The organism is Pantoea sp. App145, assembly GCF_047947045.1.
Classification (GTDB): domain Bacteria; phylum Pseudomonadota; class Gammaproteobacteria; order Enterobacterales; family Enterobacteriaceae; genus Pantoea.
On record NZ_CP133290.1, the window covers coordinates 894052 to 916380 of the forward strand.

General features: G+C 52.9%; 13 protein-coding genes. 7 read left to right on the forward strand and 6 right to left on the reverse strand.

Going from position 1 to position 22329, the window contains the following annotated elements; genetic code table 11:
• Window position 1 precedes the first annotated feature (1 nt).
• Window positions 2-2974, forward strand: coding sequence for a virulence factor SrfB (locus RCF31_RS04005; protein ID WP_299452704.1), 2973 nt, complete (start codon window positions 2-4; stop codon window positions 2972-2974).
• Window positions 2971-5334 (forward strand): virulence factor SrfC family protein, encoded by a 2364-nt coding sequence (locus RCF31_RS04010; RefSeq protein ID WP_416412580.1) that lies wholly within the window; start codon window positions 2971-2973, stop codon window positions 5332-5334. The genes RCF31_RS04005 and RCF31_RS04010 overlap by 4 nt, the downstream gene beginning before the upstream one ends.
• Here the strand turns inward: RCF31_RS04010 and RCF31_RS04015 are convergent.
• The 3 genes from RCF31_RS04015 to RCF31_RS04025 all read right to left on the reverse strand — a co-directional run bounded on the left by RCF31_RS04015 (window position 5331) and on the right by RCF31_RS04025 (window position 6457).
• The gene (locus RCF31_RS04015; RefSeq protein ID WP_299452698.1) at window positions 5331-5594 is read right to left on the reverse strand and encodes a barstar family protein; all 264 of its coding nucleotides are present in this window, start codon (window positions 5592-5594) and stop codon (window positions 5331-5333) included. The two genes, RCF31_RS04010 and RCF31_RS04015, sit on opposite strands and share 4 nt — an antisense overlap.
• 2 nt (window positions 5595-5596) lie before the next feature.
• Window positions 5597-6022, reverse strand: a complete 426-nt coding sequence (locus tag RCF31_RS04020; protein ID WP_084874467.1) for a ribonuclease domain-containing protein — start codon at window positions 6020-6022, stop codon at window positions 5597-5599.
• 87 nt (window positions 6023-6109) lie between these two features.
• Window positions 6110-6457: a helix-turn-helix domain-containing protein gene (locus RCF31_RS04025; RefSeq protein ID WP_084874465.1), complete on the reverse strand. Its 348-nt coding sequence runs from the start codon at window positions 6455-6457 to the stop codon at window positions 6110-6112.
• A 295-nt stretch (window positions 6458-6752) separates the two neighbouring features.
• Between RCF31_RS04025 and RCF31_RS04030 the strand changes: the two genes are divergently transcribed.
• Complete coding sequence (locus tag RCF31_RS04030) at window positions 6753-7907, forward strand: efflux RND transporter periplasmic adaptor subunit (protein ID WP_299452691.1); 1155 nt, start codon at window positions 6753-6755, stop codon at window positions 7905-7907.
• Window positions 7908-7925: 18 nt separating this feature from the next.
• Window positions 7926-11078, forward strand: a complete 3153-nt coding sequence (gene oqxB, locus RCF31_RS04035; protein WP_416412581.1) for a multidrug efflux RND transporter permease subunit OqxB — start codon at window positions 7926-7928, stop codon at window positions 11076-11078.
• Between the two features lie 102 nt (window positions 11079-11180).
• On the opposite strand, the gene RCF31_RS04040 is transcribed toward oqxB, so the two are convergent.
• Both RCF31_RS04040 and RCF31_RS04045 read right to left on the reverse strand, forming a co-directional pair.
• A complete protein-coding gene (locus RCF31_RS04040) occupies window positions 11181-11666 on the reverse strand; it encodes an RrF2 family transcriptional regulator (RefSeq protein ID WP_084874458.1) in 486 nt (161 codons plus the stop codon).
• Window positions 11667-11826: 160 nt separating this feature from the next.
• Window positions 11827-13026: an MFS transporter gene (locus tag RCF31_RS04045; protein WP_416412582.1), complete on the reverse strand. Its 1200-nt coding sequence runs from the start codon at window positions 13024-13026 to the stop codon at window positions 11827-11829.
• Window positions 13027-13228: 202 nt separating this feature from the next.
• Here RCF31_RS04045 and RCF31_RS04050 point away from each other — a divergent pair, with 202 nt between their 5' ends.
• The 3 genes from RCF31_RS04050 (at window position 13229) to tus (ending at window position 20750) form a co-directional block, all read left to right on the forward strand.
• Window positions 13229-13459 carry a hypothetical protein gene (locus tag RCF31_RS04050; protein ID WP_416412583.1) on the forward strand — a complete coding sequence of 77 codons (231 nt, stop codon included), beginning with the start codon at window positions 13229-13231 and terminating at the stop codon, window positions 13457-13459.
• A 12-nt stretch (window positions 13460-13471) separates the two neighbouring features.
• Entirely contained in the window at window positions 13472-19648 is a 6177-nt protein-coding gene (locus RCF31_RS04055) for a hypothetical protein (RefSeq protein ID WP_416412584.1), read from the forward strand.
• A gap of 172 nt (window positions 19649-19820) precedes the next feature.
• Entirely contained in the window at window positions 19821-20750 is a 930-nt protein-coding gene (gene tus, locus RCF31_RS04060) for a DNA replication terminus site-binding protein (protein ID WP_416412585.1), read from the forward strand.
• Between the two features lie 38 nt (window positions 20751-20788).
• On the opposite strand, the gene fumC is transcribed toward tus, so the two are convergent.
• Window positions 20789-22186, reverse strand: coding sequence for a class II fumarate hydratase (gene fumC / locus RCF31_RS04065; RefSeq protein WP_416412586.1), 1398 nt, complete (start codon window positions 22184-22186; stop codon window positions 20789-20791).
• Window positions 22187-22329 lie beyond the last annotated feature (143 nt).

Consider the following 22329-nt stretch of genomic DNA (forward strand, 5'->3'; position numbering starts at 1 on the left):
CATGTTGGCACCCCTCATCGATGACAAACAAAAAATCACGCTGATTGAAGATAGCGGTGTGCAGTTTCTCGATTTTGGCCTGCGTCTGCCTGCGTTGCAGGCGCGTCGCCAGTTTGTGCGTCAGACAGCCAATGGCCCGCTGCTGCGCCTGAACGTTGACGGCAACAGCGGCAAGTTTTTGCTGTATCCGGAAGATGGCAGCGCACCGGAAGTGGTACGCCCCGAATCCGATATTGCGCTGTCCGATTCACTGACGCTGCTCGCCAATCAATGGCTGCCATTACCGGTGCTGCGTTGCACCAGTGGCCGTCGTTTTATTGGTGGCCCGGAAAACTGGGCACGTCTGCACCTGGCTCAGCTGTCACAGCCGGATGTCGCAGGCAATACCCATCGCATCACCCTCGCCTTTGACACCCGATTGGTGGCAGAAAGCGAGGGTGGCGAGCAACTGGGTCTGAGCCAGGCCGATGCGCAGAACGGCGTCAGTTTTGCCCTCGCCTGGCACAACTATGAACTGGGTGAATTCCTCGATCACACCTGGGTTGATGGCTGGCTGCGCGAAACCTTTAGCCAGCAGGTCAGCGCGCTGGAATCACGCCGCGAGCAGGAACTGAATCAGGCGCTGCGCGAATTCGAATATCAGGCGCATTACCTCAACCTGCTGGAACTGCTGGGTGAACAGCTCGATTTGGCGGAAATCACCATTCAGGCGGCTTCACCCCAAACCCCGGCGGTGAATGTCGATATCATTCTTGATGTCGGCAACTCCCACACCTGCGGCATTCTGGTGGAAGATCACCCGGAAGAGAGCAATGGCCTGCGTCAGACCTATGAGTTACAACTGCGTGACCTGTCTCAACCCCATCAGGTGTACAACGAACTGTTCGACAGCCGTCTGGAGTTCGCCCAGCCCCGCTTTGGCAAAGCCAATTTCTCGCTGGAAAGCGGACGTGAAAACGCCTTTATGTGGCCGTCACTGACGCGTGTTGGCCGCGAAGCCAGTCGCCTCGCGCTGTTGCGTGCCGGTACGGAGGGCAGCACCGGCCTCTCCAGCCCACGCCGTTATCTGTGGGATGAAGCGCGCTATCAGCCAGGCTGGCGTTTCAACGCCAACGGCAGCGGCGACGAGCCACAGGCTACCGCGCTGCCCTTTACCCTGCTGCTGAATGATGAAGGCCAGCCACTGCATGCGCTGGCGGCGGATGACCGTCTGCCGGTATTTTCCGCCAGCTACAGCCGCAGCTCGCTGATGACCTTTATGCTGTGCGAATTACTGGCACAGGCGATGATGCAGATGAACAGCGTGGCGCAACGGCAGCGCATGCCGCAAAGCCAGACGCCGCGTCAGCTGCGCCATGTCATCCTCACCCTGCCTTCCGCGATGCCGAAACCGGAGCGTGAAATTTTCCGTCGCCGCATGCAGGAAGCCATCGCACTGGTGTGGAAAGCGGAAGGCTGGCACCCGGCGGAAGAAGCCTTTACCGCCGAGACGCAGGCCCAAAGCCTGCGCCCGGTGCCGGATGTGCAGATGGAGTGGGATGAAGCCACCTGCGGTCAGATGGTGTGGCTGTTCAACGAAACCCAGGTCAACTTTGCCGGTCGCGCCGAAGATTTCTTTACCAGCATGGCCCGCCCCGATCGCCCGCGTGAAGCCGATGAGCTGCCGGGCAAAAGCCTGCGCATCGCCTCGATTGATATTGGCGGCGGCACTACCGATCTCGCCATCACGCAATATCGTCTTGATGACGGCCAGGGTAACAACGTCAAAATCACCCCACGCCTGCTGTTCCGCGAAGGTTTCAAGGTGGCCGGAGACGACATCCTGCTGGATGTGATCCAGCTGTGGATCCTGCCCGCCCTGCAGCAGAGTTTGCAGAAAGCCGGTCTGCTGCTGCCCGAACCGCTGATGAATAAATTGTTCGGCCACGACAGCCGCATGGATGGGCAGGCCACGCTGCGTCAGCAGGTCACCCTGCAACTGTTTATTCCGCTGGCGCAGGCGGTGCTGGAGCGTTATGAAAACTGGAACCCGCTCGACAGCCACAGCGAGATCAACGCGCTGTTTGGCGAGCTGGTGCCGCAAAAACCGGGCAGCGCTGTACTGGCGTTCGTCAACGGTGAAATTCAGCGTACCCTCGGCGGTGACAGCCGCTTTGACCTGCTGGAAGTACCGCTGGTGGTCAGTCTCGCCCAGCTGCATGGCGAATTCCTGCAACATCGGATGGCGATCATCCCGGCGCTGCGTGCCATGTGTGAAGTGGTATCGCTGTATCAATGTGACGTACTGCTGCTGACCGGCCGCCCGTCGCGTTTCCCCGGCATCCAGGCGCTGGTACGCCACCTGCAACCGCTGCCGGGCAGCCGTATTTTGTCGCTGGAAGGCTATCACACCAGCGACTGGTATCCGTTCAACAAACAAGGCCGTATTGATAACCCGAAATCGACCGCGGCAGTCGGGGCCATGCTGTGCCTGCTGGCGCTGGATCTGCGCCTCAGCAGTTTCTGGTTCCGCGCCGGGGATTTCGAACCTTACTCCACCATTCGCTACCTTGGCGTGCTGGATGAAACCCAGGCGCTGAGCGATGACAACCTGTGCTACAGCGAGATCGATCTCGATAACGGTGCCTTCGCGCTGGATCGTAAGAGCAGCTTCCGTATTCGCGGTAACGTCTGCCTCGGCTTCCGCCAGCTGGAAAACGACCGCTGGCCCGCTTCGCCGCTTTACAGCCTGAGCATCACCGACCCGGCGTTAGCGCGCAAAGTGGCGGGTGAAAGCGTGTTGCGGATTAAGCTGGCCGTGCAACCCGGCCCGGATAATGCCGGTCCGGAACGTCTGGTGCTGAGCGAGGCGCGTCTGGATGATGGCAGCCGCATTCCGCTGGAACAATTGAGCCTGAAACTGAACACGCTTTCCGCCACGGGCAATGCGAATGCGCAATACTGGATTGATAGCGGGAGCGTCTGCAAAAAATGAGAACCGCCAAAAAACAGCCGCCAGCCACGCTGGCAAAACGCCTGGGCCTGCTACAGGAAACCCTCGATGGTGCCCTTAACTGGGTGGAACAGCAGCAACCGCACTCCACTCGTCTGACGATGGAAGGCGATACCCTGAGCCTGCAACTGCGTCGCGCCCGGGTGGAAAGCCATGCGCTGGCGCGTCAGCTGGCGCGGCCGGTGACGCTGGCGTTATTTGGTCAGTCTCAGGCGGGTAAAGCCTGGCTGCTGAGTGAAATGGTCGGCGACGCGCAGGGGCAACTGATGGCACGTCTTGGCGACAAAACCCTGAACTATTTTCAGCATATCAATCCCGGCAATCTCGATTTTGCCAGCGCCACTCGTTTCAGCCACCAGCGGGAAACCTCATCCAGCGCCTGGCCGCTGGAGATAACCTTGCTCAGCGAGTCAGAACTGATCCGCCTGATGCTGGCTTGTGCCACCACCGAAGCGCAGCCGGATACCGCCACTATCGATAGCGCTTTGCAGCGTCTGCAACGCCATCGTCTCAGTGAACCAGAGCCGGGACTGGAGAGTGATGCGCTGGTCACGCTGTGGGCGTGGAGCCGTCGCTATCATCGTCATGCCGAGGTGCTGGATCGCCACTTCTGGCCGCAGGCGGTCGCCCTCGCCCCGTGGCTGAACGTGGACGACCGCGTGCAGCTGTTCGCGTTGCTGTGGCCGGGACAAACCGCACTGAGCGAAAGCCTGCGCAGCCTGATGCACCTGCGTCATCAGCTGCGCCACGCGCCGCGCGTGCTGGCCCCGCTCAGCCTGCTGGTGGATGATGCGTCACTGCCCGCTGAGAAACTGATTGCCAGCGATGCCGACCTGCTGGAGATGATCGAGGTGTGCCCGATCGTCGCCAATCGCGTCGGCAAAGCGCAGCAGGTGCCACTTGGCTTACTGGCCCTGCTGACGCTGGAAATCACCATCCCGCTCAGCTCGACGCCACGTCAGGCGTTGTATGATGAAGCCGATATGCTGGAGCTACCGGCACCCGGCACGCCAACGGACCGTGCGCAGCTTGACGATCGCCAGCGCCTGCAAACGCGTGATGCACTACGCGCCAGGTTGCTGGAACAAAAGCGCGCGCTGCTGCCGGGTTTTTACGCTGCACGGCAGGATATCGACCTGTTATTGATTTGTACCGCTGCCAGCCAGCGCCAGGATGCCGATCTCGCCAGCCAGGCATTGCGCGAATGGCATCTGCACCAACCGATCCCTGCCAGCGGTGAGAAACCGCGCCTGATCTGGGCCATCACCCCCTACGATGCCCGCCATCAACAAATCAATGTGGATGAAGCAGTGCAACGCCAGATTGGTCAACCCGGCCAGAGTTGGGGTTCGATGCTGGCGCTGGATCGTGCTGGCGTTGATCGCATGGGCAGCTGGTTGCAGGATGAAATGCAGCCGGACGCACGTCGCGACCGCCTGGCGTTGCAACTCAGTGCGCTGCAACAAAAACTGGTGGATCGACTGCAACCCTGGACGGAAGCCAGTGCCACACCGGAACAGGCAGCACGCAAACAAACCATCGCCGATACGCTGCTGAAATGTCTGCAACATCGTACCGGTCTGCATGGTGAATTGCTGGAGCGTCTGCAACCGTCACGTGATGCGGTGCGTCAGCTGTGGCTCAGCCAGAACAGCGGCGGCACACAGCAAAAGACGCAGGCCACCCCCGCCGGACAAAGCTATTTCGGTATCGGATTTGAGTTCGATCTGTTTAAAGACGAGCCGGTCACCGCCAGTGAACCACGCCATCACAGCAGCCCGAACGATAAGCAATTTCCGCAGCAGGTCTTTGCGTTGTGGCTGGATCACCTGCGCCAGTTGCCGGAAAGTCGTAGCCTGCTCGCACTGCTTAACGTCGATAAACCTACGCTGGAGTTGCTGGTGGAGGAGTTGATCACCGCCAGCTTCCGTCATCAGATGCTGAGTAAACTACAGACGGCACTGAATGAGCCGGATGCACAGGCCAGCGCACATGAGGCGCGTACCGATCGTCAGGTTTCGCGTGCCATGACGGTGTTGGGGGATTTTGTCGCCTGGCTGGGCTTTTTGCAGCGCCCGGAAGCGGAGCGTCCGGCAAGCCGGGTCAATCGCGGCCAGACTATTTTTGCCCGACCACCCGCGCCCAGCGTCAGTTTCTCGTCAGGTCAGCGCCTGACGCGACTCTCTGCCGCACCGGCTAACCACACCGCCTATTACATTTATGACTGGCTGGTGGGGCTAAACAGCGTGATTGTCGAGAATAATGGCTACACCGGCGGTGGCGACTTACCGGCCAGCGCCCGCCAGACGCTGGCTATTATGTTGCTGCCACTGCACGCTTAATCGCGCACCAGGCGCAGCTCACCTGCCAGCTGCGCCTCAGCCTCTTCCAGCACTGCCAGCACCGGCGCAAATTCCATACTGGATGCATCGAAATGGCGTAAATGCAGCGTCGCGGGCAGCGCCATGCCGCCCGTCAGCCAATCCCATAACGCGTCGAGATTATTACCGAAGGCAAACGGGCAATGAGTCTGGTGCGCCAGCGCGTGATAGAACGCCTGACGATCGGGCAGTTGGTGGAAATCAAAGGTCAGCGTCAGCATTGTCAGGGTACCGGCTTAAAGCTGCGATAGTGATCGGTGGTGAGAAAGATCAGGCCATCTGAAGAGTAAAGCAGACGATCGGCATCACGGTGGCCGCAATCGTAATTCACATCGGCTTCATACCATTGTCGTCCGGCTTGCTGCGGCAGCCGCTGCTCACGGTTACCAAAACGGTCACCGCCAATCGCCCGGCCTGGCAGCACATCGCACAGATTCCCTTTGGCCGGATTCCAGCCCTGACGGCGGGCTTCACTTTTGGTGATGTAGAGATCAGGCAATTTATGATGCTGCTGTAACCAGCGCGCCACGGTTTCGGCATCGGTCTGCTGCGCGATATCAGTTTTTGGTGCTGCGGAGAAATGTGGTTTTAGCCCGGCCCAACTGGCGACCAGCGCAATAATCAATCCAATCCAGAGTTTCTTTGACATAGTGCCTTCCTGAAGTTCAGGAGGCCGATGATAGCAGGCTTTTCAGGCGGGAAAAACGCGGGCCAGCAACGCTGGCCCTGGCGGAGTTTATTGCATAACGCTTGGCTGGTGCCCTGCATGACGACGCCATGCGCCGGGTGCCACACCATACTGGCGTTTAAAGCTGCGGTTGAATGACTGTTGTGAGTCAAAACCCAGCGAAATCGCCACATTGAGGATCGGTTCGTTAGTGGTGGTCAGTCGGTCCGCCGATCTTTTCAGTTTCTCAGCCCGGATGTATTCACCCAGCGGATAGCCAGTGTGTTCTTTGAACATACGTTGCAGGTGCCATTTTGAATAACCGGCGCGACCCGCTACGGTGTCCAGATCCAGACGTGCTTCAATGTTGTTATCAATCCAGTCGATCAGATCGTGAATAAATGCGTCGCTCATCATTCCATTCTCTCCCGTCGCCGTGGCGATCAGTATCAGTATCTATTGCAGTTACACTTTAAGGGTACTGACTATGCCACTTAATGCAAGTTTTATTATTGCATTAAATGCCGCACTTCTCGTAGGGTTATTCCCTGCATGATCCGTTGCGATCAAAACCGCACATAAAGTGTATCAGATATTCTTGCAGATGCAGTTTGCACAAGCCTACACTCATCACGTTTTAATGCAACCGTCAAAGTTGCAAAATTTTTTGTACAAGACCTTTCAATTTTTTGACTAACGCGGAATAACTACAATGCATCTGCAGACATATGGGGTTCGTCTGGGCGTAAGCCTGTCAGGAGTGGTGCTGCTGGGAAGCCTGCTGGCCGGTTGTGATCGGGGTGTGGCAAAAAGTGCCCCACCGCCACCGCCCGAAGTGAGTGTGGCGCAGGTGGTACAGCAGAAAGTCAGCCAGTGGGACAATTTTAATGGCCGTATCGAAGCGGTGCAGAGCGTACAGCTGCGCCCGCGCGTATCCGGCTACATCGACCAGGTTAACTATCGCGAAGGCGATGAAGTGAAGAAAGGCCAGGTACTGTTCACTATCGATGATCGCACCTACCGCGCGGCACTGGAGCAGGCGCAGGCTGAACTGGCGCAGGCACGCAGTCAGGCGGCGCTGGCACGCAGTGAATCGGCACGTACCGATAAGCTGATTGGCACGCTGGCGGTATCGCGTGAAGAGGCGGAACAGCGCCGTTCCGCCGCCAGCCAGGCACAGGCTTCCGTGCTGTCCGCGCAGGCGGCGGTGGATATGGCCCAGCTCAATCTTGACTTCACCCGTGTTACCGCACCGATTGATGGCCGCGCCAGCCGCGCGATGATCACCATCGGCAACCTGGTGACCGCCGGAGACAGCGCCAGCGTGCTGACCACGCTGGTCTCACAGGACCATGTCTACGTCTATTTCGACGTGGATGAAGGCACCTTCCTGCGTTACCAGGCCATGGCACGCAAGGGAGAAAATCGTGGCGCTCTGCCGGTGGAAATTGGCCTGACCGGTGAACAGGGCTATCCCCATGTCGGTAAAGTCGATTTCCTTGATAACCAGCTGACAGCCAGCACCGGCACCATCCGCATGCGCGCCACGCTGGATAATCAGCAACGTCAGTTCACTCCCGGCTTGTTTGCCCGCGTGCGCCTGCCCGGCAGCGCTGATTTCAACGCCCTGTTGATCGACGATAAAGCCGTGCTGACTGACCAGGATCGTAAATACGTTTACGTGGTGGATGCCAGCGGCAAAGCGCAGCGCCGTGATATCCAGCAGGGTGACCTGGCTGATGGCCTGCGTATCGTGCAGAGCGGCCTGAAACCTGGCGACAAGGTGATTGTGAACGGTTTACAGAAAGTCTTTATGCCCGGCATGCCGGTCACCGCGCAACCGGTAGCGATGCGCACCGCCCAATAACTATCGAGACTGCCTGTTATGGATTTCTCCCGCTTTTTTATCGACCGGCCAATTTTCGCGGCTGTGCTGTCGATTTTGATATTTGTCACCGGGCTGATCGCCATTCCGCTGCTGCCGATCAGTGAATACCCCGATGTGGTGCCGCCCAGCGTGCAGGTACGCGCAGAATATCCCGGCGCCAACCCCAAAGTGATTGCTGATTCGGTGGCAACGCCGCTGGAAGAAGCGATCAACGGGGTGGAAAACATGATGTATATGAAATCAGTGGCCGGTTCTGATGGCGTGCTGGTCACCACCGTGACCTTCCGTCCGGGTACCGATCCCGATCAGGCCCAGGTACAGGTGCAAAACCGTGTGGCACAGGCTGAAGCGCGTTTGCCGGATGCGGTACGCCAGCTCGGTCTCACCACGCAGAAGCAGTCACCTACTCTGACGCTGGTGGTGCATCTGTTCTCACCCCACGGTAAGTATGACTCGCTCTATCTGCGTAACTACGCCACGCTGAAAGTGAAAGATGAGCTGGCACGCCTGCCGGGTGTCGGCCAGATTCAGATCTTCGGCGCGGGTGAGTACGCGATGCGTGTCTGGCTCGATCCGAATAAAGTGGCCGCGCGTGGCCTGACTGCATCGGATGTGGTCAGCGCGATGCAGGAACAAAACGTGCAGGTGTCTGCCGGTCAACTCGGTGCGGAACCGCTGAAGAAAGAGAGCGACTTCCTGCTGTCGATCAACACCCAGGGACGGCTGGAAAGCGAGCAGCAATTCGGCGATATCATCCTGAAAACCGCCGATGACGGTTCCCTGGTGCGTCTGCGCGACGTGGCGCGTATTGAGATGGGGTCCGGCAGCTATGCCCTGCGTTCGCAGCTCAATAACAAAGATGCGGTAGGTATCGGTATCTTCCAGGCACCGGGTGCCAACGCCATCGATCTTTCCAATGCGGTGCGCGCCAAAATGGCTGAACTGGCCACGCGCTTCCCGGACGATGTGCAATGGGCGGCACCTTACGATCCGACGGTGTTCGTACGCGACTCGATCAAAGCGGTGGTGCATACGCTATTGGAAGCAGTGGTCCTGGTGGTGCTGGTGGTGATTCTGTTCCTGCAAACCTGGCGCGCCTCGATCATCCCGCTGCTGGCAGTGCCAATCTCGGTGGTGGGGACCTTTAGCGTGCTGTATCTGCTGGGCTTTTCACTCAATACCCTCAGCCTGTTTGGCCTGGTACTCGCCATCGGGATCGTGGTGGATGACGCCATCGTGGTGGTGGAGAACGTCGAGCGTAATATCGAACAAGGATTCTCGCCGACAGCGGCGGCACATCAGGCAATGCGTGAGGTATCCGGCCCGATTATCGCTATTGCGCTGGTGCTGTGCGCGGTGTTTGTGCCCATGGCCTTCCTCTCCGGTGTGACCGGCCAGTTCTATAAACAGTTTGCGGTCACCATCGCTATCTCAACGGTGATTTCGGCCATTAACTCGCTGACGCTGTCTCCGGCGCTGGCGGCAAAATTGCTGAAGGATCACCATGCGCCGAAAGACATGGCGACGCGGTTGATCGATCGTTTATTTGGCTGGTTGTTCCGCCCGTTTAACCGTTTTTTCCAGAGCAGTGCCGATGGCTATCAATCGCTGGTGGGCAAAACATTGCGTCGTCGCGGAGCGGTATTTGGCGTTTACGTGCTGTTACTGGCAGGCGCAGGCTGGATGTTCCACAGCGTACCCGGCGGCTTTATCCCGACGCAGGACAAGTTGTACCTGATTGGTGGCGTGAAGATGCCGGAGGGATCCTCGCTGGCGCGTACCGACGAAGTGATTCGTAAGATGAGCGAAATCGGTATGAACACCGAAGGAGTGGCTTATGCGGTGGCCTTCCCCGGCCTCAATGCCTTGCAGTTCACCAATACGCCGAATACCGGCACGGTGTTCTTTGGTCTGAAGCCGTTTGACCAGCGTAAGCGCACTGCGGCGCAGATTAACGCGGAACTGAACGCTAAAATCAGCAAAATTCAGTCAGGTTTCGGCTTCTCCATTATGCCGCCGCCGATCCTCGGTCTGGGTCAGGGTTCCGGTTATTCGCTTTATGTGCAGGATCGTGCCGGTCTGGGTTATGGCCAGCTGCAAACGGCGATCAATACCCTGTCCGGAGCGGTGATGCAGACGCCAGGTATGATGTTCCCGATTTCCTCCTATCAGGCTAACGTGCCGCAGTTGGATGTGCAGGTGGATCGCGATAAAGCCAAAGCGCAGGGCGTGTCGCTGACCGATTTGTTCAGTACGTTGCAGGTTTACCTGGGTTCCGCGTATGTGAATGATTTCAACAAGTTTGGTCGTACCTGGCGCGTGATGGCGCAGGCTGACGGGGATTTCCGCGACAGCGTGCAGGATATTGCCAATCTGCGCACCCGCAACGATCGCGGCGAGATGGTGCCGATTGGCAGCATGGTGAATATCACCACTACCTATGGCCCGGATCCGGTGATCCGGTATAACGGTTATCCGGCGGCAGACCTGATTGGTGACGCCGACCCACGCGTGCTTTCTTCTTCGCAGGCGATGGCCAAAGTGGAAAGCATCGCGAATCAGCTGTTGCCGAATGGAATGAATATCGAATGGACTGACCTGAGCTACCAGCAATCCACTCAGGGTAACGCAGCTTTTATCGTCTTCCCGGTGTCGGTGTTGCTGGCATTCCTGGTGTTGGCGGCGCTGTACGAAAGCTGGACGCTGCCGCTCGCGGTGATCCTGATTGTTCCGGTGACCATGCTGTCGGCACTGGTCGGCGTGTGGCTCACTGGCGGTGATAACAACGTGTTCGTGCAGGTCGGTCTGGTGGTATTGATGGGGCTGGCGTGTAAAAACGCGATTCTTATTGTCGAGTTTGCTCGTGAACTTGAGATGCAGGGCAAAGGAATTGTCGAAGCCGCGCTGGAAGCCTGTCGTCTGCGTCTGCGTCCCATCGTGATGACCTCCATCGCCTTTATCGCCGGGACTATCCCGCTGATTCTCGGTGAAGGTGCCGGTGCCGAAGTGCGTGGTGTCACCGGTATTACGGTGTTCTCGGGGATGCTGGGTGTGACGCTGTTTGGTTTGTTCCTGACCCCGGTGTTTTATGTGGCGCTGCGTAAGCTGGTGACACGTAAACAACCGGAAGGTGAAATGCAGACGGTGTGATGGCTCTGACTTTCCAGAACAGTGCAAAATCCGGGCTCCAGGCCCGGATTTTTTTGCGTGTGAAGAAATGTGCAGGGAGCGCATTGATGCGCTCCGGGAAAATCAGCGGGATTTCTTGCAGAGGTCTTCGATTTCGAAGTCTGGCAGGGGTTCGCAGTTGCTGGTATCGCGTTGTTTCAGTTCCGCAAGAGCATCCGCCACGGTGCGTTTTTCCAGCACGTTAAGGGACGCCTGTTCAGCCTCATCGGCTATCGATTTGAAATACCAGCACAGGTTGGCACTCACCAGGCAACGCGGCGCAACATCCGGGCGCGAGGCCCACAGTTTTTTGTCTTCAATCACCGAGGTATAAATATCGCGCAGGGTGATCTCGCCAGCCGGACGGCCCAGATGAATGGAGCCGGTACGGCCTAACGTCGAGACGATAATGCCATCGCGTGTGAGCGGAACCATGAGTTTCCTGATGAAACTGGGGTTCGCTTCCAGGCCATAAGCCAGAATGGCACTGGTCGAGCGTTTACCCAATTGCTCCGCCATCGCTACGCTCAAAACCATCTGCAAAGCTGTCGGGAAGCGGTAATCAAGCATTTCTTTAATCCTGAGTTGCGGTCTATCTTGTTGTTTTCATGCCGCGGTAGTGAGTAATCATTGAGCAATAAATATAACAAACACTGTTGCTTTTTAGAAGCGAGGGTCTGTGATCAAGGCACGTATTCATCATTTCCTCAGGCATAAGCGCACAGGCTGCTTAATTTACCACTCCCCTTTCCGGTTGCGGGGGAATAGCCGGTAATTTTTGCTTCAGCACCGCTACCAGCAGCACGTTAATGAGCGCCAGCAGGCAAAGTAACCACAACGTAGCACTCGCACCAAGATGCTGAAAAACGTAGCCGCCAACCAGCGGTGTCAGTGCCTGACCAATCAATGCCGGACGCGCCATGCGCCCCACTACGACGGCGTAGGCTTCTGGTTTGACCATCACCAGCGGCAAAGTTCCACGCACAATGGCACGTAAACCATTCCCGGCACCGTACAGTACCATGCTCACTAGCGCAAACTGTGGAAAACAAGCCAGCAGCAATAAGCCTATCGCCACCAAACCAACCGAGAAAAAGGTGGTCCAGATGGGATGGCCACGCTTAAAAGCGATGTCAACAATACGCGATCCGACCTGGCAAGGCCCCAGAATGGCGCTGATCGCCAGCGCGGCGGTCAGGGAATGCCCGCTTGCCTGTAGCAGGGTAATCAGCTGCACCGAGATAGCGGTCATAATCACCGAAGCCAGGGTGAAAATGCTGCATAACAGCCAAAACAAACCGGGTGACAAATCGCTTTTTACGGCAACTTTCGGATATTTCCCGCTGCTCTTTTTACCTGCCGTAGCGGGAAGCGCATAAAGATAAGCGGGCAACACACCTACACACAGCAGCAATGCAATGGCAAAACAGGCACCGCGCCACTCCAGCCAGTGGATCAGCAACGCGGTACCCGGCCACACCAGCGTGGTACAGAAGCCGGAAATCAGCGTGATGCCGGTAATCGCCCCGCGTGCCTGCCCTCCATATAAAGTACCCAGGGTGGCAAACAACGCATCATATAAGCCCATTGCCATACCAACGCCGATGATCACCCAGGCAAAAAGGAATAACAGCAGGCTGTGGCTCGCGCCCATCATCACCAGGCCGATGGCCATCACTGCCCCGCTCGCGGCTAACAACGAACGGCCCCGGGCGCGGGCAATCAGACGGCCACTCAACGGCGCAAGCAAGCCGGAAACCAGAATACCCAGCGACAACGCACCGTAAACCCACTGCTGTGACCAGCCGGTTTCTGCGACTATCGGACCAGCCATCACCGCCATCAGATAAAACGAACCTCCCCAGGAGAGGATTTGGACCAGCCCGAGGGTGATGATGGCAGGAACGCCGGGCTTCGCGTGTTGCTCCACAAGAATATTCCGTTAGCAGGCAAAGCAGTTGTTATAACACGTTAATCTATTGTGAAAAACGCTAAAGTCCCTGCCTGACGTACCATCGTCTCTGTAACAGGACCAAATATATAAATTTCTGCGCAATTCAGAAAGGATACCAACGCCTGTAATGCAAACATCCGACTTAATTTTCTATTAAGTCGGGGATAAAAAAACCATCGTGTTAATCAAATCTTGTTCTACATCAAATATTACTCAGTCTTCAACAACAAATGAGCAGAAGGATGCCCCTTCACCTTCACATAATTCAATAAGCAAATCATTGAATGAATTCATTAAAAAAAACGCCGGAGATCTGGAGAACCTGTTTACCCTCAGGGAGTGGGGTAACGACGAGTTAGCATTAGCCGGGGATTTTCTGGCTGAAATTCCTGATGAGCACTTAAAATAAATCGGTCTGAAATTGTCGCCCCGGGAAACAAAAAATGAATCTAAACAACATGCATCTGAGAACAAGAAAAAGGAGAGAAACACATCATTACGTGGGCTATTAACGCCTGAGTGCGATCGTACCACCTCAGATTTACAGCTCGATAGCGCCCTGAATAACATCCAGCAACTCATTACAGACATCACACAAGACGAAGATGAATTGCCTTTTTTTGATGCAGAAGAAGACATTTATTATGAATCCGTCACTCATCAGAACGAAACCATCACGCCGACAAAGAAGACGCCCGCAGTCGATGAGTTAGCCGCGATAAAAAACTGTCTGACAGACTTTTCGAGAAACATTGCCGCAAAATTAGTCGGGCAATGCCTGGAAGGGATCACACAATCGACCGGACTGGCATCATTAAGCAAAAAAGCGCCTGAACTGGTTAATGCTCTCATAGATATCCACCGCGACTGGAATAAGTCAGACAGCAGCAATTGTACCGACCGGCTTGCAAAGGTATTTTCTGACCATGCAGATGATCCACAGGTTGCAGAGATAAATACCGTACTTCAGGCATTGTCAGCGCTATTAAAAGCCAGTAATGGGTTACAGCAGGCTGCACCCAACTATCTGCAAATCGGCAGCGCCGTCAACCAGTTAAGCACGCAGCTGTCCGGAAAAGTGGCAACTAAATACCTGCCAGCATCGATGCATACCAGGCTGAAGGCAGCATGTGATGTAACGGAGGCATTATTAAAAAAACTCGATGTGTCTCAATTCAAAACGAAAAAAGTCAATGTCTCTGATTATGTCAACCTGCTTATATCCCCGGAGATTGTAGAGAAAATATTATCGCAAGTTTTAACAGATTCAGCACTGGTAGAAACTTTGATTGAGGATATATCAAGCATCTATAATAACATGGAGTTATTAAATGCACTGAAATCTGATCAGTCATCATTACACAAGCTTGAGTGTATGCTACGCCTGGTGCAGGAAAGAAAACTGGGTTCAAAATTGAGTGAGAACATTAGCAGCAATTTACAACCTGTATGTTCCGCCCTGGATAATAGCATTAAGTTACTCGAAATATATCGCGACTTCCCGGCCACGGCTGAAATCAGCAATCAGATCACCTGGTTTTCCGGCAAAATAAAGGAAACACCGGAACTCATTTCATGGTTGCCAGAATCAACATTAACGGAACTGGTCGCAGATATATCAACATTTTCTGCCGGTAAAAAAACCTGGCCAAAAACCCGAACAGAACAAGCCGGCTGGCTGCTGGATTCTTTAACCAGCGTCCAGGCACAAAAATACCTGCCACAATCTCTGGAAAAATGTATGGGCATGATGAAATTAGCTCATGATATACATCAGGAAATACAGTCAGGTCATTTACCTGCTGGCGTGGTATCCCAGTCACTGTACGTTCTTAAACATGCTAATAACCCGGCAGTAAAAGCATTTACCGAAGCCGTAATCCCGAAGTCGGCACTGACGAAGCTTAATGAAGTATTGGACTATCTTAAACAGGGACAAAACGTTCTTAATGATATCCAGTCTTATCCAGCCCATGCTGATAATAGTGGGAAAGCACAATGGGCAGCCAATCTGCTCAGTAAACCTGATACACAAGGCTTGCTAAGCCTGATCGTCGATAAACAATGGCTGGCCCCACTGGAATTATTACGCAATGCGCAAACCTATCCGGCAACAGGTTCACCTGGCGATAAACTACGCTGGCTGCTGGATCTTGCTAAATGCGCAGAAAAAAACACACAGCTAAAAACTTTTTTACCCACGCAGTTAAATTCATTGATTAGCAGTACACAGCACCTGTTACCGGTTCTCGATGCCTATCTATCCTTGCCGAAAACAGCTTCCGTTGCAGAAAGCAGCAAAACGGTTGCTTCCGCATTCAGTACTCTGTTTAAAGATTATGTGGTTGCCCATCCAGAATTATTAATGATGGTCACTAAGGCTTACCCGCCACTGGAACATCTGGGCAAGGTGCTCAATGCTTATAACCGGGTTCCCGGCGGGTTGGGAGCGGTGGGATTTGCAAAGGCGCTCACCATGGAAGTTGGCAAAGAAACCCTCGGTCCTTTAGGCAACATGTGGAGTCTGGGCAAAAAAGTTGCTTATATGAAGGAGGGTGTGGCTACCCTGCGGGCATTAAATCAATTAAGGAAAGAATGGACGACCAACCCGGTCAGCGCAGAATTAAGGTTACAACAAATCACTAAGCCTTTCGCTACCAGTGAATCATCGCAAAAAGGGGCGGCACTGATTAATCACTTGCCCGCCTTGTATAACATCTTCTCCCAGTTAGAAACGAAGAAACCAGGAGAAAGTTATAAATTAAAAGATATTGACCCGATTGTGTCTTTACTGAAAAACAGTAAAAGTCCTTTATTACGCAATACGCTTGCAGATTTGGGAGAAAAAGCCAGCAAAAGTGCAGCCGGACTGATCACGGCTAACCTGGACACGGCGCTGCTGATTGGTACGACCGCTGTAGCCGCAAAATATCAGGGACCAAAAACGGCAGCAGCCGTGGCGATTGCCGGTGGTGCAGCATTGTGGGCATCGAAAGCACAGGCAACCACAACGGATGGACCCAGAGAAAATCGGGATATAAACAGTAATAATGGTATATCAACTTCTCGCATTTCCTTTCCGAACAGAAAGAGGGTCAAAGAGGATATATCGGGATATATACAAAAAAACCTCACCCAATATATTGATAATTTCCGTAATGATCATTCAAACCCAGGCTATACCGGTGCTGTGATTAATTCCGTCAAAAAAAACATCGGCGGGTTAGTTAACGACTACATGAAAAAATACGAGTTCATCTATCAAAATCGGACAAATCCCGATTTGAAGGACGTTATTAATAAAGCCCGGGATAAATCAGACCTTTCCGACTTATCAGATGACGAACTCTGGAAAAACAGACTCTTTTACACTAACATACTCGTTTTTCTCTTTGAAGGAAAAACCTTTATTGATGGTAACCAGGTAAATCCACCATTTAAAGAAATTGCCACAGATTTATTTAGCCCTACCCCACCATTCGAAACTGATGTCACTATTGCATTAAGAGAAAAACTAAACAATGCTCTGCATAATGAAATAGAAAAATATGAATTTTCTGATGGTGGTGCTGAAGTTGTTGCTGCGGCAGAGAAAGAGATGGAATTGCTCCTCAATGAAAAAATTAACACCTATACGGAGCGCTATCTAAATATGCATGAAGGTGTCACTACAGCAGACGGTAATAAATTTACAACAGATCTGTCAAATTATGCATTCTGGCACACTTCCGAAGGTCCCAAAGAGGCAGCGAAATTATTATGCGAGGAAGCAAATGAAAGGATTAATCATGTTTTTCAGAAAGCAGTGGGAAACGTAGCCCCTGGGGAATTCCCGGTAAAAAAAGCAGATGTAGATAAAGCCGCAGACATTTTCAATAAACTCGCTAGCGCTATAAAATCCATAAGATACGAATATGACCTTAATAAATTAGCTGACATTTGCATTACAAATGAACTCAAAAGCATAGCGGGAATGAAATATAAAGACACAGACATTCCAGAACTGAGGCCAGAGCAACTCACTCCTGATGGTGAAATATTAGTCGGATTCGTTGGCGGGAGCAAGCAACGCATGACGATGCGTGATATAGGCCTGGGACGCCCCGCAAGAATTGGTACAGTTTATGCCTTTGGTGTGCAGGAAAATGCTGCTAAGCTGAGCGGACAAAAGTTTGTCCAACACAGCGCGGCATTTGATAAATTCCTCCTTTATCTCCCGGATAGGGTGGAAGCTTTTCTCACCAATAAAGTAAATGAGTTAGGAAACATGATTTCCTTACCGACCTACCATGAATTATCAATTAAAACTTCTCTTGAAGAATTCAGGAACAAGGCGGATTGGTCAAAGCATAGCGCTATATATAGTGATGCTATTGATAAATTTATGAGGGGGGTGGAACAACCTGAACTGATGAAGGTTAGATTTATAGATTCATCAGGCAAGAAGCACGCAGCCGGACTGGCTGAAATCATAGCCTTAAAAGGTAAGGACGGGTCCTACCTGACAGTATCAGTAAAAAATGGCAGATGTGAGATTATTCCCGGTGATGCGAAAAAAATAGGTGAACGTCATAAAGAATGGTGTTTGCAGCATATGTCTCTTTACGATGCAGGTAGAGATCCTGTGCTTAAAGCATTTCAACCGTCAGAATATTTCGACAAAATGACTGGCATTTATCACCCCCTCCCTTTCCCATATCCGATTGAATTTTCCAGAGCCAATGATTATAAGCAGCAGCTGGCCGTTGCATTCTCAGAGAAGAAAAATTCTGACATTAATACACTGATAAAAAACTCTCATGAGCGATTAATAGATACTGTACTTGATTGGTCAACACTTGCTGTGTCGGTGTTAGCAATGGCGATTCCTGGCACCGGAACTGCGTTTGGAGCCGTGCTTCAGTTACTCAGCGCTGGCGTCAGTCTCGGGGCAGAGATAGGGAAATTCCTGAATTCCGATACCGTTGAAGGTGAGAAAGATGCTTTTTGGGGGGCATTTACGGAAGTTCTTAGCCTTGGGATGGACCTGGGTGACTCGGCAGAAATAGCAGTCAAAGCTCTTAAAAAAAGAATGGCAAAAGAGATTGTATCAGAAAGCGCAGGAGCCGGAGCAACAGCCAGCAAGCATATCGATTTTGCCAAAAAAAGCAATGCGGACGAGTTCAAACCCGAGATATACACTAATAAAAAAACAATCAATCAGACTGGAACCGGTGATATTTACCAGTTAGATGATCTGCATACAATGACAGATTACAATATGAATGTTTTTGATAAAGGAATAACATCAAGTAAGGCTAATAATAACACCATCGCTCTTAACAGAATTTATGGCGAAGGTACTGCAGAGGTTATCGCCCATCGACAAGGCGATTTGGTGCAATCTTTAGCCGTTAAAACAAAAAATAGTCAAAAGTCATTAGATACACTGCTCAAAACTGGAGATCTCGACACAGTCACAGAGTTAACCCAAAAAATAAAAAACATGGATGATATAGAAAAAATTGCTGATGATCTTGCCAACTCATTGAGGGATAAAGGCATCGTTTTAAAAGAGCGAGGCATTCCTATTTCCTACAACAAATCAAACTCACAGTTTGAGTTGCATGAATTAGACAATGTCAAAATCATCCCAAAAGAAAATGGCATGATAAAACCATTAACAGATAGAGAAGTACTTAACCTAAAGAACGATTTCGTCACCACTCTGAGTGATTTCAGGAACAAAGTCGCTAAGCAGAAAGCTTTAGGTACTTTCTGGCTACATAAGCCACAGAAAGTCGTCATGACGTCGGATCTACCCCAACGAGCAATAGGCGGCACTGCGAATATCTGCCGACGCGGAAAGCGTACCCCATCCGGTATTTGCTCTGCATTAAATTTAACTAAGGAACAGTTACGTTCTTACCGGCCAGTTCTCGACAATGCGCTAAGAAGCCCTGAGATTAAACAATTCTGGATAGATCTAAAGAGAGATTTAAAGGCAAAAGGGCAAAAGATGCACGAACCCATTACATGCCTTAAACATATTGAAAATTATTATTATAAAATGAAGAAAAAGTTATATCGCGGCCACACTATTGATGCGAAGGCTAATCTGAAGGACATCGGTGTACGACGCAGGGCTTCCGTTGGCGAGCAGGTGACCGATCCCGATAATTATCTGAAAAACATCATCGTCCATACCGGAGGCACTGGAACCGGAGGAAAAGCCCTGTCATTTTCAACCGACATAAAGCAATCAATAGAGTTCTTTTCGGAACACGCTGACCCTACTAAACTAAAAAAAGTATTACTTGAAATAGACATCAAAGACGCCCTTAAAAAAAATCCGGATTTGTTTATGAGCACACCGAAACTCCTTAAACATTATGGTGGTTACCTGATGTCTAAAATAGGTCCGGACGGCAAGCCACTCATGGATATGACAGACCTGAAAAGCGTTCTGCAAAATATTTATTGCGCTTTCAAGGAGCGTGAAACTTTTTATCTGGGACAATTTACTCAAAAGGGAATGGGATGGGGTGAGATTCCTATTGATGAATTTGCTTTAGAGGCGCTTGATAGCAATTATAATCCTATTAAATTAACACCTTAAATGCGATGACAGGCAGGTGGGGCAATGCCCTGCCTGCTCAGCGACATTTTATAAAAATGCTTCCGATCGGGGGGTAAGTCAGACACATTAAGTATGTTGTAATCACAAACCGTGCTTGCCAGTGAATTATTTCGCTGCCACATTTGGTATGTTGTAACTAGGGAGACATCGCATGGCTCGTTACGATTTGATTTCCGACCTGCATGCCTGCGTTAACGCGCTGGAGCAGAATTTAGCGGCGTTACGCCAGCAGGTTGAGCAGCAACCGCTGCTGATTGCCCGGGTGTTCAGTCTGCCTGATATCGAAAAAGGCCATGAACATGACGAGATTTCGCGCATCAAAGTGACCCAGCATCTGGGGGAAGCCGCGCGTGAGATGGCGCTTGCGCACTATTGCCGACTGTTTATGCAGCATCAGTCGGAGAAACTCAGCACCAAAGCCGCGGTACGGCTGCCTGGTGCTATCTGCATTGAAGCCGATGAAGCCAGCAGCGACGCCATCACCCGGTTAGTCGCGGAAATTAACGCGCTCAAGCTGCGGCTCGAGCAGCTGATCACCGTGGAGTCTGGCCTGCCTGCCGAAGCGCGTTTCGAGTTCGTTCACCAGCATTTACGTGGTTTGATCACCCTGAATGCTTACCGCAACGTCACTGTGCTTGACGCGCCCGACAGCCTGCGCTTCGGCTGGGCCAATAAGAACATCATCAAGAACGTCAAACGTGAAGAGATTATCGAGCAACTGGAACGCAGCCTGAAAGCCAATCGGGCGCAGGCCCCGTGGACGCGAGAGCAGTGGGCAGAGAAAGTGCAGCAGGAACTGGAAACCGTACGCGATCTGCCGGTTAACGCCAGGCTGAAAATCAAACGACCGGTGAAAGTCCAGCCCGTCGCGCGGGTCTGGCGTGCAGAGGAGAAGAAGCAAACTCAGCTCGCCTGTCCTTCACCGCTGCTGGTGCTCTGTCGCGATCGCAGCCAGGTGCCGGTGCTGGGGGAGTTGCTGGATTATGACGCGGATAACGTGGCGCATCGCTATAAGCCACAGGCGGAACCTTTGCATTTGATCATTCCCCGCCTGCATTTGTGGTGCGATCGGCTGGCATAAAAAAGGCCAGCATCGCTGGCCTTCCCTTCTCGTGCAGCTTACTGCTTCAGGCTGCCGACCATATCTTCCGGTCGGACCCAGGCATCGAACTGTTCTTCGGTCAAATAGCCGAGCTTCAGCGCCGAACCCTTCAGGGTCAGCCCTTCTTTATGGGCCTTTTTGGCGATTTCTGCCGCTTTGTCATAACCGATATGGGTATTAAGCGCAGTGACCAGCATCAGTGATTCGTTCAGCAGTTGCTCAATACGATCGCGGTTCGGTTCAATGCCCACCGCGCAGTGATGATTAAAGCTGTCCATGCCGTCAGCCAGCAGACGGATGGATTGCAGGAAGTTGTGGATGATCATCGGACGGTACACGTTCAGCTCAAAGTTACCCGATGCGCCACCCACATTCACCGCCACATCATTGCCGATAACCTGGCAGCTCAGCATGGTCACCGCTTCGCACTGCGTCGGGTTGACTTTACCCGGCATAATGGAACTGCCCGGCTCATTTTCCGGGATAGAAAGCTCGCCAATGCCACAACGCGGGCCAGAAGAGAGCCAGCGCACATCGTTGGCAATCTTCATCAGCGAGGATGCCAGACCTTTCAGCGCACCGTGCGCGTGTACCAGCGCATCGCAGGTCGCCAGCGCTTCAAATTTATTCGGAGCCGTCACAAACGGCTGTTTAGTGAGTTCCGCCAGCGCCTTAGCCACACGCACCGCATATTCGGGATGGGTGTTGAGGCCAGTGCCCACCGCCGTGCCACCCAGCGCCAGCTCCGCCAGGTGCGGGATACTGTGTTCGATATGTTTGAGGCTATGTTCCAGCATCGCCACCCAGCCAGAAATCTCCTGGCCCAACGTCAGCGGCGTGGCATCCTGCAGGTGAGTACGGCCAATTTTGACGATGTCTTTAAACGCAACGGCTTTGTCGTTTAGCGTTTTTTTCAGTACCTGCAATTGCGGAATCAGCTGTTCCTGCACCGCAATCACGGCGGCCACATGCATAGCGGTAGGGAACACATCATTAGAACTCTGGCTTTTATTGACATCGTCGTTCGGGTGTACCAGTCGCGACATACCACGCTCACCGCCGAGAATTTCACTGGCGCGGTTAGCCAGAACCTCGTTCATATTCATGTTGGTCTGCGTGCCGGAGCCCGTCTGCCAGATCGCCAGCGGGAACTCTTCGCTGTGTTTATCGGCCAGCACTTCATCAGCAGCCTTCATAATCGCATCGGCACGTTCAGCCGGTAACAGGCCCAGATCGCGGTTAACCTGAGCGGCGGCACGCTTGGTCAGCGCCAGCGCATGTACCAGAGCGACCGGCATTTTCTCGGTCGAAATACGGAAATGCTCCAGCGAGCGCTGTGTCTGCGCTCCCCACAACTTATCTGCCGGAACTTCGATCGGACCCATTGAGTCTTTTTCAATGCGATGGGCTGCCATGACTGCGTCTCCTTAACTCATATTTTTGAGGTTTACGCCCAGCATCCTCTTGCTGCAAGGCCAACTGAGCGGGCAAGATTGTCACTTTTCAGAATTTTACATTATGAGAGTCATTCGCATTTATTGCACTGGTTGATGTATTT

What these genes read in the sequence shown, in the direction of transcription:
- RCF31_RS04005 (WP_299452704.1), top strand. Translation starts at nt 2, where the DNA reads ATGTTGGCACCCCTCATCGATGACAAACAAAAAATCACGCTGATTGAA.
- RCF31_RS04010 (WP_416412580.1), top strand. Translation starts at nt 2,971, where the DNA reads ATGAGAACCGCCAAAAAACAGCCGCCAGCCACGCTGGCAAAACGCCTG.
- RCF31_RS04015 (WP_299452698.1), bottom strand. Translation starts at nt 5,594, where the DNA reads ATGCTGACGCTGACCTTTGATTTCCACCAACTGCCCGATCGTCAGGCG.
- RCF31_RS04020 (WP_084874467.1), bottom strand. Translation starts at nt 6,022, where the DNA reads ATGTCAAAGAAACTCTGGATTGGATTGATTATTGCGCTGGTCGCCAGT.
- RCF31_RS04025 (WP_084874465.1), bottom strand. Translation starts at nt 6,457, where the DNA reads ATGATGAGCGACGCATTTATTCACGATCTGATCGACTGGATTGATAAC.
- RCF31_RS04030 (WP_299452691.1), top strand. Translation starts at nt 6,753, where the DNA reads ATGCATCTGCAGACATATGGGGTTCGTCTGGGCGTAAGCCTGTCAGGA.
- oqxB (WP_416412581.1), top strand. Translation starts at nt 7,926, where the DNA reads ATGGATTTCTCCCGCTTTTTTATCGACCGGCCAATTTTCGCGGCTGTG.
- RCF31_RS04040 (WP_084874458.1), bottom strand. Translation starts at nt 11,666, where the DNA reads ATGCTTGATTACCGCTTCCCGACAGCTTTGCAGATGGTTTTGAGCGTA.
- tus (WP_416412585.1), top strand. Translation starts at nt 19,821, where the DNA reads ATGGCTCGTTACGATTTGATTTCCGACCTGCATGCCTGCGTTAACGCG.
- fumC (WP_416412586.1), bottom strand. Translation starts at nt 22,186, where the DNA reads ATGGCAGCCCATCGCATTGAAAAAGACTCAATGGGTCCGATCGAAGTT.